We start from the raw sequence: 14,175 nt of genomic DNA on the forward strand, positions 1-14,175 counted from the left end.
GCGCTTCTGTCTGTTGAGATTTATGTTACCAATGGCTTTGCCACACCGCGTGGTACGGCCTCTCCTGTCTAGAAGAAGCCATGCAGATTTACCTCCCGATTGCCGAAGTATCCGTAAACGCGTTTCTACTGTTTGGACTGGGTGGAATGGTGGGCATTCTGTCTGGAATGTTTGGCGTTGGCGGTGGGTTTTTGATGACTCCACTGCTGTTCTTCATCGGCATTCCGCCTGCGGTTGCGGTCGCAACCGAGGCAAACCAGATTGTTGCTTCATCATTTTCTGGGGTGCTGGCGCATTTCAGGCGCCGAACCGTGGACCTTAAAATGGGTACAGTCCTTTTGGTCGGAGGGCTGACAGGCGCTGCGTTGGGTGTTGTTGTCTTCAACTATCTCAAGAGCCTCGGACAGGTCGATCTGCTGGTCAAACTTTGCTATGTCGTATTTCTGGGCATCATCGGCAGTCTGATGTTTGTCGAAAGCCTGAACGCGATTAGAAAAACGCGGAAAGGCGGCACGCCGCCTCCGAAACGACGCCAGCGCGGTTGGGTGCACGCCATGCCGTTCAAGATGCGGTTTCGGACGTCGGGCCTGTACATCTCGGTCATTCCACCGCTTGTCGTAGGCCTGTTTGTCGGTGTCCTGTCTGCTATCATGGGTGTCGGCGGCGGGTTTATCATGGTGCCCGCGATGATCTATCTATTGGGCATGCCGACCAAGGTTGTTGTCGGAACTTCGCTGTTTCAGATCATCTTTGTAACCGCCTTTACCACTATGCTGCACGCCACCACCAACTATACAGTTGATGTCGTGTTGGCGGTTCTTCTACTCGTCGGTGGCGTAGTTGGTGCCCAAATCGGAACAGTCATCGGTGCCCGAATGCCGGCTGAACAATTGCGCGTTTTGTTGGCGGCTCTTGTACTTGTCGTCTGCGGCAAGCTGGCGCTTGATCTTCTGCTTCAACCCGCCGAGTTGTATTCGCTTGGCGATGCAGGAGGGCACTAAGATGCTGCGTGTGATTGCTCTTCTTTGTCTGATCTGTCTGCCAGCCTACGCAGCCGAAGAACAGGTTGTTCTGGGCCTAAGTCAGGATCGGGTGTCGATTACCGCCAATTTTGACGGGTCCGAAATACTGGTTTTCGGCGCGGTAAAGCGCGAAGCCCCGATCCCGGACGGTCCACCGCTTGAGGTCATCGTATCGGTGGTCGGCCCATCCGAACCTGTCACCGTACGCCGCAAAGAGAAACGGTTCGGGATCTGGGTGAATACCGACAGCCTTGTTGTTGATCTGGCTCCAAGCTTTTACGCCGTTGCCACCAGCGCCCCGTTTTCCGAGGTTCTGACCCAGACCGAAGACCTACGCTATAAGGTTTCGATCGAGCGTGCCATCCGGTCGGTCGGTGCGGACATGAGCATTCAGGGCGCACAGGATTTTTCCGAGGCGGTCATCCGCATCCGCGAAGATGAAGGGCTGTACTCGATCCGGGAAAACACAGTGGCTGTGGACGAACAGACGTTGTTCCGCACATCAATCGACATGCCGTCTGACCTAACCGAAGGCGACTACAGCGCCCGTATCTTCCTGACACGAGACGGAAAGGTGGTCTCGACCTTTGAAACCTCAATCGGAGTACGCAAAGTCGGGCTTGAGCGGTTCTTGTACGCGATGTCGCGCGAACAACCCATTTGGTACGGGCTTATGTCACTGGCCATCGCGATTGCCGCCGGTTGGGGCGCTTCGACAGCCTTCCGCCTACTGCGCGAGAACTGATCGTCACCCGCGACCGATATAGGGCATGGTCGTGGCCATAACGGTCATGAATTGCACATTCGCCTCAGGCGGCAGTTCGGCCATATGCAGTACCGAGCGGGCGGCATCCCCGACATCCATGGTGGGAACAGGGTCGCGGCCTTCGGCAAGTGCCTCATCGACCAGCCCTTGCACCATCGGGGTGCGCGCATTTCCGATGTCGATCTGACCACAGGCAATTCCAAAACTCCGCCCGTCCAGAGACAGGCTGCGCGTCAGACCGGTAATCGCGTGTTTCGTCGCAGAATAATGCACCGAGTTCGGGCGCGGCACATGAGCAGCGATTGAACCGTTGTTTATGATGCGCCCCCCTGCGGCGCCTGAGCCCGCATTGCAGCAAATGCAGTCCGTGCACACAGGAACATGCCGTTCAGGTTCACATTGACCGAGCCGTACCAATCCTCAAGCGCGATCTCGTCGATGGTGCCACCAGGGGCAAAAATCCCGGCATTGTTGAACAGCACGTCCAGTCGCCCGGTCTGTCGGGTGAATGCAGTAAAGGCGTTTGCAACGGCATCCGGGTCAGTCACATCGGCAACCAGCGGGATCGCCGAGGCGTTATGCTGTGCCATAGCATGAAGTTTGTCAGCGCTGCGGGCCAGAAGCCCGACAGTCCATCCTTCTGACAGAAACAGCTCGGCGGTGGCGCGGCCTATGCCCGAGCTTGCGCCGGTCACGATGATCGTCTTCATGTCTCTTCCGCCTCCAATGTCAGGGATGGTGCCGCAACCGCACGCAGGTCATCCACACGCAACGGGTGGGTCGGTTTCGACAAGCGGTTCCGCACTACCCAGATTAGCCTCTCCTGTGCGCGGGTTATGGCGACATAAGCTAGGCGCTTCCACAACGGCTGCCCGGCCTCAGTACGGCCCATGCGGGCGGCTGCGTAGATGTCTGGCGCAAAGACCTGAACCGTGTCCCATTGCGACCCTTGCGCCTTATGGATCGTCACAGCGGCACCATGCAGGAACGTTGCCCCCATACGGGCAGCATAGGGAATGAACGGCTCCTCCTCATCGGGCTTTTCAATCTGCACGATCGACGCCGCCGAGACCTGAGGGTCTTCGGCCCCCATCACATGCAACCGCGAAAAACCCGGCTTGCGACCAGGGCCAAGGTAAATGACCTGCGCGCCTTTGATCAGCCCGCGCGCCTCAAGGTCCAGTCGCTTTTTGCGGTGCTTCAACGGCAGCTCAATGCCGTCACAAATCAACGGTTCCCCTTCCAGTAGTTCAGTTTCCGGCGCGCCGTGTACGGTGCGGAACGCCTGAATCAGCCGGATTCGAGTCGCATTGCGCCAGACAAGAACCGGGCTGCGCGCCATCAGATCAACCTCGACCCGCTGTCCCCAGACAACGCGGTCATCCTTTCGGGCAGTGTCCTCGATCAGACGTTCGAAATCCTCAAACCCCATGGCCGGATCGGACAGAGCATGGGCGAGGTCTAGGATCGGGTTATCCGCAGTTTGCCGATGCACGCGATGCAGGATTTGCTTGCGCGGCTCTGGCAACCCGTCAAACACCATCGAGCCTGATTGGTTGACCGGCGCCAACTGCGCCGGATCACCAAATAGCAACAATGTTGGGAAGATTTCCTTTAGATCCTCGAATTGTCGATCGTCTAGCATCGAGGCTTCATCCACAAAACCGATATCCAGCGGCTCTTCGCGACGTTTCCAGCCGGTGATGAAATCCGAACCGCGCAACCCAGCAGCGGCCAGCGCACCAGGGATGGATTTGTTGTTGGCATAGAACGCGGCTGCGCGGTCCAGCGCTTCGTCTGTCAGCCCTTCGATCTCGGGCCGTTCGTCATTGCCCGCGAGCCATTCGGCGATCCGCTCGTATTCAGGGTCGTAAACAGGCGTATAAAGGATGCGATGGATCGTCGTCGCGGGCACCCCACGCAGCCGCAATACGCTGGCGGCCTTGTTCGTCGGCGCGAGGATCGCAAGGCTGCGCTTGTCGCGGGATTTGCGGCTTTCGAAATCGCCCGAGATCAGGTTGACCCCCGTCTCGGCCAAAGCTTTGTAAAGCTCTGCCAGCAACAGGGTTTTGCCCGATCCAGCCTTGCCAATAACAGCCATCACACCAGACTTTCCGTTGCCGGGCAGTTTCAGCAGAGCGTCGTCTTCAAGGTCTACTCCGGCACCTCGCAACATCTCGGCAATGTTGTCAAAAGCGGCAGCCTGATCTTCGGAAAATGTGACTTGGGGCAAGGACATGGCGCGACCCTACAGGGACGCGCCGCGCGCTGCCAGATGTGGATTGGTTTTTCCGTATGCTTAGGCTGACAAAGCGAACCGGTGCTGTGCGCCATGGCCAAATGCTGTCTTGAACCACAGGCGCGACAACTCTCGCGGGATGCCTGCGCGCGCTGCTACACGGTTGCAATCATCCGCTGAATAAGGCCACAGGCCGACCGAGATCTGATCGCGCCCTTTCCCTTCGGTGCCCAAAACCACCGGAGACGATCCGATCATACGGTAGATCCGGATCATGCGGGCATCAAAAACGCCCGCTATGTGGGTCAGGCCAAACCCTTCCATCACCTCACCGCCGCTCAGCATGATGGCCCCGGCGGTATGAGCGCTGGCGTTGCGCGAGAGGCAAAAGCGAGTGACCTCCCAGATTAGTGGGCTTCGGATCGGACTGCCCCCGGTGAGATGTCCGAATATGTCGTTCACCATGACCGGACCGGTCGTCGGTAGGATCCGCATGGACCCGCCATGGCTGCCATCTGCCTCTTCCCAAATCACATAGAGCGGGTTCAGGTCATCGTACTGATCCCGCTCTTCCCCCTTTTCATTAACCTTAACATCCCAGCCAAGGCGGGTTTTGAACTGATCCGCGCGATCCCTGAACATCCCCTTGGTCAATTCCGGAAATTTATGCAGCTCATCGGCATACAAATAACGCAACATGACGTGTTCCCCTTATCGTCCACAGTTGGAACAAAGGGGGTACGAACACGTGGTTAATTTAAGGTGAGACCACCGTACGGTCGTTAAACGACTATTAATCCTCTACTGAGTGCAGTGGCGATTGCATGAGTCGTATTTTGCGCACCGAGTTTTGAGCGTGCGCTTTCGATATAGGCCCTGAGCGTATGCTCAGAAATGGAAAGCGAGTGCGCCACCTGCGCTCGGCTATACCCCAGCGCCAGCAATGTCATTGCATCGATTTCGCGGGGCGAGAGCCCCCGCATGTTGTCCGGCTGCCGTTCTTTTGCAAATTCCAGCGCTTTTCGATTGAGGAAATGCGCCACCAATATGAGATCGCGGCCATACGTTTCGACAAATGCCTGCCATGCGATGTCATCGCAGCTGTTGTTGACCGTAAACAGCGCGAATTGCCCGCCTGGCCCCCGCAGCGGGATCGAATAGCCCTGATTGCCGACGCCATGTTCCTGCGCGTCCTGCAGGAAGGCCTTTACTGCTTTGCCCGACCAATTCAGCTGTTTCCAGTCCACAGCGTGAAATCGCTGAAAACAACCCAGAATAACCGGATCAATACGATGATAATTCCTGTCTCGATACCGTACATCCCAGGCATCCGAATAAGTCGTGAACCCGTATTGATCCCCGGCCCCATCAACCCAATGATATGTCATGTGGTCAATTTGCAGCTTGTCCCGCAACTGGACTGCTACGCTGGTCAGCTCGTCAAGCGTGCTGGTGCTTTCCAAATCCCCTAGGATCTGGCTCAAATCGAATTTTCTTCCCATTCGCGGGCGCGCAAGCCTCATCCTTTGAGGACGCAATCTCGGCCGCGGCGATCAGTCTTGTGTCGTCAAGCTGCTCGGCTAGCGCGCTCAACCCATTCGCCACAGCAAAGGCGTTGAGGTCCGACAGAACGTCCAAAATCCACTCATTTTGCGCCATCAGGGTGTCCCCGAAATAGTTAACGAAGGGTTAACACAACCATAACATGTGCAGACTAATTCGGCCTACTCGCTGCTTTCTACTCCCCAGAAATAGCGGGGTGCGATTTCTTAAAGCATTGAAAATGCATAATCATCGATAGAAACGATGAACACCCGCAAGGCGTGTTTGCGCCCTGCGGGTGTTGCAGCTGCTGTTTGCCTGAGACCGTTAGTCGCGGGCAGCCAATACTTCTTCAAGGGTGCGCATGCCTGTATGCGGAGCCTGAACCAGCACCGACATGTTGCCCGGCTTGTGTTCGTTGCGCATCATCTTCATGTGCGCCTCAGGCAGATCCTGCCAAGTGAACACTTCGGACATGCACGGATCCAAGCGGCGCTCGACCATTAGCTGGTTTGCAGCCGAGGCCTGTTTGAGATGCGCAAAATGCGAGCCCTGCAAGCGTTTCTGGTGCATCCACATGTAACGCACGTCGAAGGTCAGATTGTAGCCAGTGGTCCCGGCGCAGATCACAACCATACCTCCCTTTTTCACGACAAAAGTGGACACCGGGAACGTGCTTTCGCCGGGGTGCTCGAACACCATGTCGACGTTCACACCTTTGCCGGTAATATCCCAGATGGCCTTGCCAAACTTGCGGGCTTCTTTGAACCATTCAGCATATTCCGGAGTATTCACCGTGGGCAGCTGGCCCCAGCAGTTGAAATCCTTGCGGTTGATGACGCCTTTGGCGCCAAGGTCCATCACAAACTCACGCTTGCTTTCATCCGAAATCACGCCGATCGCATTGGCACCCGCAGTGTTGATCAGCTGTATCGCGTAAGAGCCCAGACCGCCCGATGCGCCCCAAACCAGGACGTTCTGGCCCGGCTTCAGATCGTGCGGCTCGTGCCCAAAAAGCATCCGATAGGCTGTTGCCAAGGTCAGCGTGTAGCAGGCGCTTTCTTCCCAGGTCAGGTGCTTGGGACGCGGCATCAGCTGCTGAGCCTGAACATTTGTAAACTGCGCGAACGAGCCATCAGGTGTCTCATATCCCCAGATGCGCTGGCTGGGCGAATACATCGGATCACCACCGTTGCAGTGTTCGTCATCGCCATCGTCCTGGTTGCAGTGAATCACGACTTCATCGCCGACTTTCCAGCGCTTCACTTTGTCACCAACCGCCCAGACGATGCCCGACGCATCTGAACCTGCGATGTGAAAGGGTTGGCCGTGGCCATCAAACGGGCTGATCGGCTTGCCAAGCGATGCCCAGACGCCGTTGTAGTTCACACCCGCCGCCATAACGAGAACCAGCACTTCGTGGCTGTCCAGCTTCGGGACATCAACGACTTCCAGCTGCATCGCTGTGTCTGGCTCACCGTGGCGCTCTTTCCGGATGGCCCAGGCATACATTTGCTTGGGAACGTACCCCATCGGGGGGATTTCACCCATCTCGTAGAGGTCCTTCTCCGGCGCCTCATACGACGCGATACCGCTGTCGACATCCAAAGCCATGCTGGCCTCCTTTTTCCAACTGTTGCCGCGCCGCAGAATCGCGGCTTTCCAAAGACGAAATATTAGCCTCTGAGTAATATTGCAACCGTTATTGGTATCTATTTTGTAATTTTATGACCCAGCAGTTGCAGAAATATTTTCTGCACTTGCATCATTCTCAGCCCGAACAACGGGTTCTGATGCTGCCGCGTAATAAGCAAGCAGCTCTGATCGCTCGCCTGATGGGCGCAACACTCCAGCCTCGCGACGCAGAATCCGTCGCTCGACCAACTGATTGATGGCATCGTCAACAGCCTCTCCATCATCCTGGGCAACCGCGTCGCCGCCCAACGTCAGCAAACGCGCCTTCAACTCCTGCTCTGACATTTCACCTTCTTCCTGAACCAGCCGACACGCTGCAGGCACTGGAACAAAGGGAATTGCGGCACCGATCCTGCGCATCAACTCGCGGGCCAGATCGGTCGTTAGGTCCCGTTCGTGCGCGACTCGAAATTCCTTCAGAGAAATCGGTGTCGCATACCGCACCGAGGCAATCCCGAATCTCTTGTAGCGCCCGACAAGCCTGCGCCAAATCTGCTTGAGCGACCAGCGGGTGATAACCCCGATCCGCGCGCGGAAGCGGCGTTCACTATCCTTCGCTGCCGCTGTTAATACGGTATCTTCAAGCACCCGATCATAGTTCAAAGCAACCGGAACAAACACCACATCCCGCCCCTGCGGTTCGACTCCGTCAAGGATATACTTCAACAATCCCAGCTTGGGGCGCCCCAGTTTGCCAGTCAGACTCAGCCCGCCCTCAGGGAACATGGCCTGCGTCACGCCCGCTTCGGTCGCGTGTCTTACATAGCTTGCAAGGACCTGTCGATATAGGTCGCTACCCGACTTGCGGCGAATGAAATAGGCCCCCATCGCGCGAATCAATCGACTTAGAGGCCAGACACGGGCCCATTCGCCCACAGCATAGGATAAGGTCGAATGATCTGCCGCCAGATAGGTGACCAGCACGTAATCCATATTGCTGCGGTGGTTCATGACATAAACGACCGTCGCATCGGGATCGATGCTGTCCAGCGCGGCTTTGTCCTCGTAACCCAACTGCACCTTGTAAAAGGCGTTGCTCAGCATGCGGGCAAAACGGATCGCGATGCTGAAATACGCCACTGTCGAGAATGAGGGCGCAATCTCGCGCGCATAACGCCGTGCTAATTCTGAGGCAACAGCGTCAGGCACACCTTCTTCTTTGGCATGCTGCTGCACCGCCCGGCTTACTTGCGGGTCATAGATAAGCCGTTGAATCATGTCATGCCGCCCCGCCAACTTGAACGGTTGGATCGGACGCTGCAGTCGCTTGTTCAACCGTGCGACGGCGCGCTCAAGGCGGCGGCGGAAAAACCAGCGCACCGACGGAAACAAAAAATGCGAGGCAAATGTGACCGCGGCAAACAGCACGATCAGCACAAACAGCCAAAGCGGGATTTCCACAGTCTGCATCATTCGGGCACAGTGCCATCAAACGCGACCACCCACAATCTGCAGAAACCGTCGATGCCGCAACGCAGCGAATTGACATGTACTGAAAATTACTATTTACCACCATATAACGTAATTTTGTTACCCATCGATCCGCGAGGCCCGACCCATGACGCAGTTGCAGAAAGATCGCCCCTGGCTCATCCGTACATATGCCGGTCACTCAACGGCCAAAGCGTCAAATGCGCTTTATCGTGCGAACCTAGCCAAAGGTCAGACCGGCCTGTCCGTGGCCTTCGATCTGCCAACCCAAACAGGGTATGACAGCGATCACACTTTGGCGCGCGGCGAAGTTGGAAAAGTTGGGGTTCCGATCTGCCATCTGGGGGACATGCGGGTTCTGTTCGATCAAATTCCGCTGGAACAGATGAATACCTCGATGACGATCAATGCGACTGCTCCTTGGCTTTTGGCGCTTTATATCGCAGTTGCCGAGGAACAGGGCGCGGACGTCTCGAAATTGCAGGGGACCGTCCAGAACGACCTGATCAAGGAATACCTGAGCCGCGGCACTTATGTGTGCCCACCAAAGCCATCGCTGAAGATGATCGCGGACGTGGCCGAATATTGCTACGATAACGTGCCCAAATGGAACCCGATGAATGTGTGTTCGTACCACCTGCAAGAAGCAGGCGCGACGCCTGAGCAAGAGCTGGCCTATGCTCTGGCGACTGCCATTGCAGTGCTGGACGAACTTCGCCCGCGCGTTCCGGCTGAAGACTTCCCAGCACTCTGCGGGCGGATTTCGTTTTTTGTGAATGCGGGCATCCGGTTTGTCACCGAAATGTGCAAAATGCGCGCCTTTGTGGATCTTTGGGACGAAATTCTGCAGCAGCGCTATGGCATTGAAGACCCCAAGTTCCGCCGATTCCGTTATGGCGTTCAGGTAAACTCGCTGGGGCTGACCGAACAGCAGCCGGAAAACAACGTTTATCGCATACTGATTGAAATGCTTGCGGTGACGCTATCCAAACGTGCCCGCGCACGTGCGGTGCAGTTGCCTGCATGGAACGAAGCGCTCGGCCTGCCTCGTCCCTGGGATCAGCAATGGTCGATGCGGATGCAACAAATCCTCGCCTATGAAACCGATCTGCTGGAATATGGCGATTTGTTCGACGGCAATCCGGTTGTCGACGCCAAAGTCGAAGAACTTAAAAATGGCGCACGAGCCGAATTGGCTAATCTCGAATCGATGGGCGGCGCGGTAGCCTCGATCGAATACATGAAATCGCGGCTGGTCGAGTCCAATGCCGAGCGCCTGAACCGTATTGAACGCAATGAAACCGTCGTCGTTGGCGTAAACAAATGGACCGAGGGCGAAGCCTCGCCTTTGCAGACCGAGGATGGCGGCATCATGGTCGTCGACCCGGCGGTTGAACAGGAACAAATCGGGCGCTTGAACGACTGGCGTGCGGATCGGGATGACGCAGCAGTGGCCGCGGCGCTGCAAGCATTGCGCGAAGCAGCGCGATCCGGTGCCAACGTGATGGCACCTTCAATCGCTGCGGCCAAGGCCGGTGTCACAACTGGCGAATGGGCCGAGGAAATGCGCAAGGCCTACGGTACATATCGTGGACCAACCGGCGTCTCGGGATCTGTTTCGAACAAAACCGAAGGTCTGGAAGACTTGCGCGCAGCCGTAGATGCGGTAAGCGACCGTCTGGGGCGCAGGCTGAAGTTTCTTGTTGGCAAACCTGGTCTGGACGGACACTCGAACGGAGCCGAACAGATCGCCTTCCGCGCACGCGACTGTGGCATGGACATCAGTTACGAAGGTATTCGTCTTACGCCCGAAGAAATCGTAACTGCGGCACAAGAAGACAAAGCGCATGTGATTGGTCTATCGATCCTCTCTGGCAGCCACCTGCCTTTGGTGAAGGACGTGATGACGCGGCTGAAAGCAGCAGGGCTAAGCGATATTCCCGTCATTGTAGGTGGGATCATCCCCGATGAGGACGCGGATCAATTGCGTTCCATGGGTGTATCGAAAATCTATACGCCGAAAAATTTCGAATTGAATGCAATCATGGGCGATATCGTCACATTGGTTGACCCAACGGAAATTGCGGCTGAATAGAAAATCATATTACAGAAATCTCCATTTCTATTTCCGGTAAAATGGGAATAGATAGGTTCGGGTTTATTCAATTTCCCCTGCAATAAGTAGGGGAATAGCCGAAATGGAGAAGATTATGGCAATCGATCTTGAAAAAATGTCGCGCAAAGAACTGCTCGAATTGCGCAATCGGGTCGAAAAGGCGCTAAAAACCGCCGAAGTGCGTGAGCGAAAAGAAGCGTTGAAAGCCGCCGAAAAGGCGGCGGCGGAATATGGGTTTTCGTTGTCTGAATTGTCAGGAGACAGCACTAAGTCGGTAAAATCATCTAAAGCGAAATATCAAAATCCGAACAATCCGTCGCAAACCTGGACCGGGCGGGGCCGCAAACCGCAGTGGGTTCATGACGCCATAAAAGCCGGTGCCGATATTACTGATCTGGAAATCTGATCGGGGGAAAGTGGCAAAATGACTATCCATATTGGAGCCCAAAAAGGCGAGATTGCCGAAACCGTTCTTTTGCCCGGCGACCCGTATCGTGCAAAATGGGCGGCCGAAACGTTTCTTGAAGACGTAAAGATGGTAAACGAAGTGCGTGGCATGCTGGGGTTCACCGGCACCTGGAAAGGAAATCGTGTTACCATTCAGGGTAGTGGCATGGGGATGCCGTCTCTGTCGATCTACGTGAACGAATTGATCCGTGACTACGGCGCCAAAACTCTGATCCGGATCGGGTCATGTGGCGGGATGCAAGACAGTGTGAATGTGCGTGATGTTATTCTGGCGATGACGTCGACCACACTCAGCACCCCTTCGCGCGGGATCATGAGAGAAATGAACTTCGCCCCTTGCGCGGATTGGGGTCTTTTGCAGTCTGCAGCATTGGCTGCACAAGCCAAAGGTACGCCAACCCATGTTGGCGGCATCTATTCATCCGATGTCTTTTATGACGAACGCCCGGACCTGAACGAACAAATGGTTCGGCACGGTATTTTGGGTGTCGAGATGGAAGCGGCAGAGCTTTACATCCTTGCCGCGCGTCACAAATGCCGCGCATTGGCGGTACTGACAGTCTCGGACCACCTGCTGACCGGCGAAGCCCTGCCCTCCTCGGACCGAGAAAGCAGTTTTGGCGACATGGTCGAAATCGCGCTGCAGGCGGCGTTCCCGGACAGCTGAATTGCGCGATATCTAGCGCCCGTGCGTGCGGTCATATCCGTTGCGCGCGGGGCTGCGCCATCCCTCAAGCGCACCTTCAGCCGGGGCAAAGGTTTCTACCAGCAGGGGATAACAGGCTGCGGTATCCGATGAATGCTCGGACGAGCAATCACCGCCCGGGCACGCGCTTAGATTTCCCAGCAGGTCAATCTCGGCGAAAAACTCAAGATAGTCTCCCGGACGGACAGGTGAGGCTTTCATGAAATACTGCCCGGTATCACGCGTGAAACCGGTGCACATGAACACGTTCAATACATCATGTACCGCAGGCTCGGCTTCGGCCAAAGAGACGCCCAAATGATCCGCCAGCGCGCGTGTCAGATTCGAATGGCAACAGTGATGGTACTGGGATCCAGCTAGCAGATTACCGGTATAGGGATCACATCGGGTCCCGATCACATCGTGCACCGACCCGCCGAAATCATCGATTCCGTACCACCCCAGCGTATCTGCTATGATTGTCGCCATCGGTCGCATATGTGGAAAGCTCGACCACATGCGCTCACCCACGGTGATATGTGTGCCATGCAACGCGCGCGTCTTGCCGGAATAAAACCGCTCGGAAAGGTCGTTGAGGTTCCACAGGTTTAGATCGCCAACTTGCGATCCTTCAACAGAAGTGATCCGAAAGAAATGCCCTGCAGGCACCTCAAAGCATCGCGCATCTCGCGGTGGCACCAACACCTCACCCGTTTTGTGCGCTGTATCACGCCCGGTTTGATAGAGCCCTAGATCGGGTTTTGGTAGCCCTTCATTCGGGTAGCAAATAACGGGCGCAATTGCGCGGCGCGCATCTGCATCCATGGGTGGGCGGGGAGTATTCCGAGATTCTGACATAGGCCGAGAGTGGCGCAGTTCGGCCCGGTGGGAAACCCCCAACAGCAGCTACTGTCCTTTCAGACACTGCGTGGGCTCAACATCAGATTTTGACACCGCGCCACAGTAAGCACAGCGCCACTGGCCCTCGCTTCGATGTTGCCGCCACCTGCAGTCGCGCGTCAGAGACGACGTGCGGGACCGCCAGAAAAAATAGGCAAATACGACAGCGGCGAGCAGAAGCAATAGAACGGGCATAGCTCTGCATTGCCTATTGTGTCGTAATATTCAAGCCCGCGCGACACGGTCAGGCCGCGTTCGCATATTCAAACAACTCTGGTGTTTCGTCTTTGGCCGGAACTTTGGGCTCGGGCGTATAATAGGCCCAGGCTTGTTCCAGAAATTCCAACGCTTTGGCCGCGTCGTGTTTTTGGTTTTGCATGTTCATCGGAGTGACCTCTTTTCGAACTCATCACTCCTCCCTGCGCGGACTTTAGATCCGCGCTTGTACAAGCGCATCGCATAGTTTTGCAGAGGCGGCATGCACTTGCCGCAACCCGGCAAGTGCTTTGTTTCGGTGCGTGATCAGACCGCGCGGTCCACCATCATCTTCTTGATTTCTGCAATCGCTTTGGCCGGATTCAGACCCTTGGGGCAGGTCTTGGCGCAGTTCATGATGGTGTGGCAGCGATACAGCTTGAACGGATCTTCCAGCTCGTCCAAGCGCTCACCGGTGGCCTCATCCCGACTGTCGATGATCCAGCGGTAAGCATGCAACAGCGCGGCAGGGCCGAGATAGCGGTCGCCGTTCCACCAGTAGCTGGGGCACGAGGTCGAGCAACTGGCACACATCACACATTCATAGAGACCATCCAATTTCTTGCGGTCTTCGATGGATTGCTTCCACTCTTTTGCCGGACGATTGGTCTTAGTCTCCAACCACGGCATGATCGAGGCGTGTTGGGCGTAGAAATGAGTCAGATCAGGGATCAGGTCCTTGACCACCAGCATATGGGGCAGCGGGTAGATCTTCACGTCGCCCTTGATCTCATCCATCCCATAGATACAGGCCAGCGTGTTAATCCCGTCGATGTTCATCGCGCAGGACCCGCAGATGCCTTCACGGCACGAACGGCGGAAGGTCAGAGTCGGATCGATCTCATTCTTGATCTTGATCAGAGCGTCCAGAACCATCGGGCCGCAAGTATCCATATCGACGAAATAAGTATCGACGCGCGGGTTCTGGCCATCATCCGGGTTCCAGCGATAGATCTGGAATTTGCGCACATTGGTCGCGCCGTCGGGCTTGGGCCAGGTTTTACCGGTGGTAATCCGGGAATTCTTGGGGAGGGTCAGTTGTACCATGGGTTCCTC

13 protein-coding genes and 1 pseudogene are annotated in these 14,175 nt (G+C 56.1%); 5 read left to right on the plus strand and 9 right to left on the minus strand.

What is annotated here, in order from left to right; genetic code table 11:
• Window positions 1–80: 80 nt before the first annotated feature.
• Both AC1DFB_RS12410 and AC1DFB_RS12415 read left to right on the plus strand, forming a co-directional pair.
• Window positions 81–1,001, plus strand: coding sequence for a sulfite exporter TauE/SafE family protein (locus AC1DFB_RS12410; RefSeq protein ID WP_170395834.1), 921 nt, complete (start codon window positions 81–83; stop codon window positions 999–1,001).
• A 1-nt stretch (window position 1,002) separates the two neighbouring features.
• The gene (locus AC1DFB_RS12415; protein WP_170597281.1) at window positions 1,003–1,767 is read left to right on the plus strand and encodes a TIGR02186 family protein; all 765 of its coding nucleotides are present in this window, start codon (window positions 1,003–1,005) and stop codon (window positions 1,765–1,767) included.
• 3 nt (window positions 1,768–1,770) lie between these two features.
• On the opposite strand, the pseudogene AC1DFB_RS12420 reads toward AC1DFB_RS12415, so the two are convergent.
• The 6 genes and pseudogenes from AC1DFB_RS12420 to AC1DFB_RS12445 form a co-directional block, all read right to left on the minus strand.
• A pseudogene (locus AC1DFB_RS12420) lies at window positions 1,771–2,498 on the minus strand (SDR family oxidoreductase).
• Window positions 2,495–4,027 (minus strand): AAA family ATPase, encoded by a 1,533-nt coding sequence (locus tag AC1DFB_RS12425; RefSeq protein ID WP_170566301.1) that lies wholly within the window; start codon window positions 4,025–4,027, stop codon window positions 2,495–2,497. The pseudogene AC1DFB_RS12420 and the gene AC1DFB_RS12425 overlap by 4 nt, the downstream one beginning before the upstream one ends.
• 60 nt (window positions 4,028–4,087) lie before the next feature.
• Window positions 4,088–4,726 (minus strand): acyl-homoserine-lactone synthase, encoded by a 639-nt coding sequence (locus tag AC1DFB_RS12430; protein WP_480921373.1) that lies wholly within the window; start codon window positions 4,724–4,726, stop codon window positions 4,088–4,090.
• Between the two features lie 83 nt (window positions 4,727–4,809).
• Entirely contained in the window at window positions 4,810–5,529 is a 720-nt protein-coding gene (locus AC1DFB_RS12435; RefSeq protein WP_170566299.1) for a helix-turn-helix transcriptional regulator, read from the minus strand.
• Between the two features lie 367 nt (window positions 5,530–5,896).
• Window positions 5,897–7,183 carry a crotonyl-CoA carboxylase/reductase gene (ccrA, locus tag AC1DFB_RS12440; protein ID WP_170395824.1) on the minus strand — a complete coding sequence of 429 codons (1,287 nt, stop codon included), beginning with the start codon at window positions 7,181–7,183 and terminating at the stop codon, window positions 5,897–5,899.
• A gap of 111 nt (window positions 7,184–7,294) precedes the next feature.
• Window positions 7,295–8,677, minus strand: coding sequence for a 1-acyl-sn-glycerol-3-phosphate acyltransferase (locus tag AC1DFB_RS12445; RefSeq protein WP_480921374.1), 1,383 nt, complete (start codon window positions 8,675–8,677; stop codon window positions 7,295–7,297).
• Between the two features lie 145 nt (window positions 8,678–8,822).
• Here AC1DFB_RS12445 and AC1DFB_RS12450 point away from each other — a divergent pair, with 145 nt between their 5' ends.
• The 3 genes from AC1DFB_RS12450 to deoD all read left to right on the plus strand — a co-directional run bounded on the left by AC1DFB_RS12450 (window position 8,823) and on the right by deoD (window position 11,946).
• On the plus strand, window positions 8,823–10,790 hold the full coding sequence (locus tag AC1DFB_RS12450; protein ID WP_170626168.1) for a protein meaA: 1,968 nt from the start codon (window positions 8,823–8,825) through the stop codon (window positions 10,788–10,790).
• Window positions 10,791–10,905: 115 nt separating this feature from the next.
• Window positions 10,906–11,217 (plus strand): H-NS histone family protein, encoded by a 312-nt coding sequence (locus tag AC1DFB_RS12455; RefSeq protein ID WP_170736686.1) that lies wholly within the window; start codon window positions 10,906–10,908, stop codon window positions 11,215–11,217.
• Between the two features lie 18 nt (window positions 11,218–11,235).
• Complete coding sequence (gene deoD / locus AC1DFB_RS12460) at window positions 11,236–11,946, plus strand: purine-nucleoside phosphorylase (protein ID WP_170736688.1); 711 nt, start codon at window positions 11,236–11,238, stop codon at window positions 11,944–11,946.
• Between the two features lie 12 nt (window positions 11,947–11,958).
• Here deoD and AC1DFB_RS12465 read toward each other — a convergent pair whose 3' ends face one another.
• From AC1DFB_RS12465 to AC1DFB_RS12475, 3 genes are all read right to left on the minus strand, one after another.
• Entirely contained in the window at window positions 11,959–12,822 is an 864-nt protein-coding gene (locus tag AC1DFB_RS12465; RefSeq protein WP_170636871.1) for a DUF1989 domain-containing protein, read from the minus strand.
• Between the two features lie 286 nt (window positions 12,823–13,108).
• Window positions 13,109–13,249, minus strand: coding sequence for a hypothetical protein (locus tag AC1DFB_RS12470; RefSeq protein WP_170395806.1), 141 nt, complete (start codon window positions 13,247–13,249; stop codon window positions 13,109–13,111).
• A 137-nt stretch (window positions 13,250–13,386) separates the two neighbouring features.
• A complete protein-coding gene (locus AC1DFB_RS12475; protein WP_480921375.1) occupies window positions 13,387–14,166 on the minus strand; it encodes a succinate dehydrogenase iron-sulfur subunit in 780 nt (259 codons plus the stop codon).
• Between the last annotated feature and the right edge of the window lie 9 nt (window positions 14,167–14,175).

It is taken from the genome of Ruegeria sp. S84 (genome assembly GCF_056583445.1).

Excerpts from the sequence above, each read along its gene's own strand:
- AC1DFB_RS12475 (WP_480921375.1), bottom strand. The coding sequence starts at position 14,166 with ATGGTACAACTGACCCTCCCCAAGAATTCCCGGATTACCACCGGTAAA.
- AC1DFB_RS12445 (WP_480921374.1), bottom strand. The coding sequence starts at position 8,677 with ATGATGCAGACTGTGGAAATCCCGCTTTGGCTGTTTGTGCTGATCGTG.
- AC1DFB_RS12465 (WP_170636871.1), bottom strand. The coding sequence starts at position 12,822 with ATGTCAGAATCTCGGAATACTCCCCGCCCACCCATGGATGCAGATGCG.
- AC1DFB_RS12430 (WP_480921373.1), bottom strand. The coding sequence starts at position 4,726 with ATGTTGCGTTATTTGTATGCCGATGAGCTGCATAAATTTCCGGAATTG.
- AC1DFB_RS12470 (WP_170395806.1), bottom strand. The coding sequence starts at position 13,249 with ATGAACATGCAAAACCAAAAACACGACGCGGCCAAAGCGTTGGAATTT.
- AC1DFB_RS12435 (WP_170566299.1), bottom strand. The coding sequence starts at position 5,529 with ATGGGAAGAAAATTCGATTTGAGCCAGATCCTAGGGGATTTGGAAAGC.
- AC1DFB_RS12410 (WP_170395834.1), top strand. The coding sequence starts at position 81 with ATGCAGATTTACCTCCCGATTGCCGAAGTATCCGTAAACGCGTTTCTA.
- AC1DFB_RS12425 (WP_170566301.1), bottom strand. The coding sequence starts at position 4,027 with ATGTCCTTGCCCCAAGTCACATTTTCCGAAGATCAGGCTGCCGCTTTT.
- deoD (WP_170736688.1), top strand. The coding sequence starts at position 11,236 with ATGACTATCCATATTGGAGCCCAAAAAGGCGAGATTGCCGAAACCGTT.
- AC1DFB_RS12455 (WP_170736686.1), top strand. The coding sequence starts at position 10,906 with ATGGCAATCGATCTTGAAAAAATGTCGCGCAAAGAACTGCTCGAATTG.
- AC1DFB_RS12415 (WP_170597281.1), top strand. The coding sequence starts at position 1,003 with ATGCTGCGTGTGATTGCTCTTCTTTGTCTGATCTGTCTGCCAGCCTAC.
- AC1DFB_RS12450 (WP_170626168.1), top strand. The coding sequence starts at position 8,823 with ATGACGCAGTTGCAGAAAGATCGCCCCTGGCTCATCCGTACATATGCC.
- ccrA (WP_170395824.1), bottom strand. The coding sequence starts at position 7,183 with ATGGCTTTGGATGTCGACAGCGGTATCGCGTCGTATGAGGCGCCGGAG.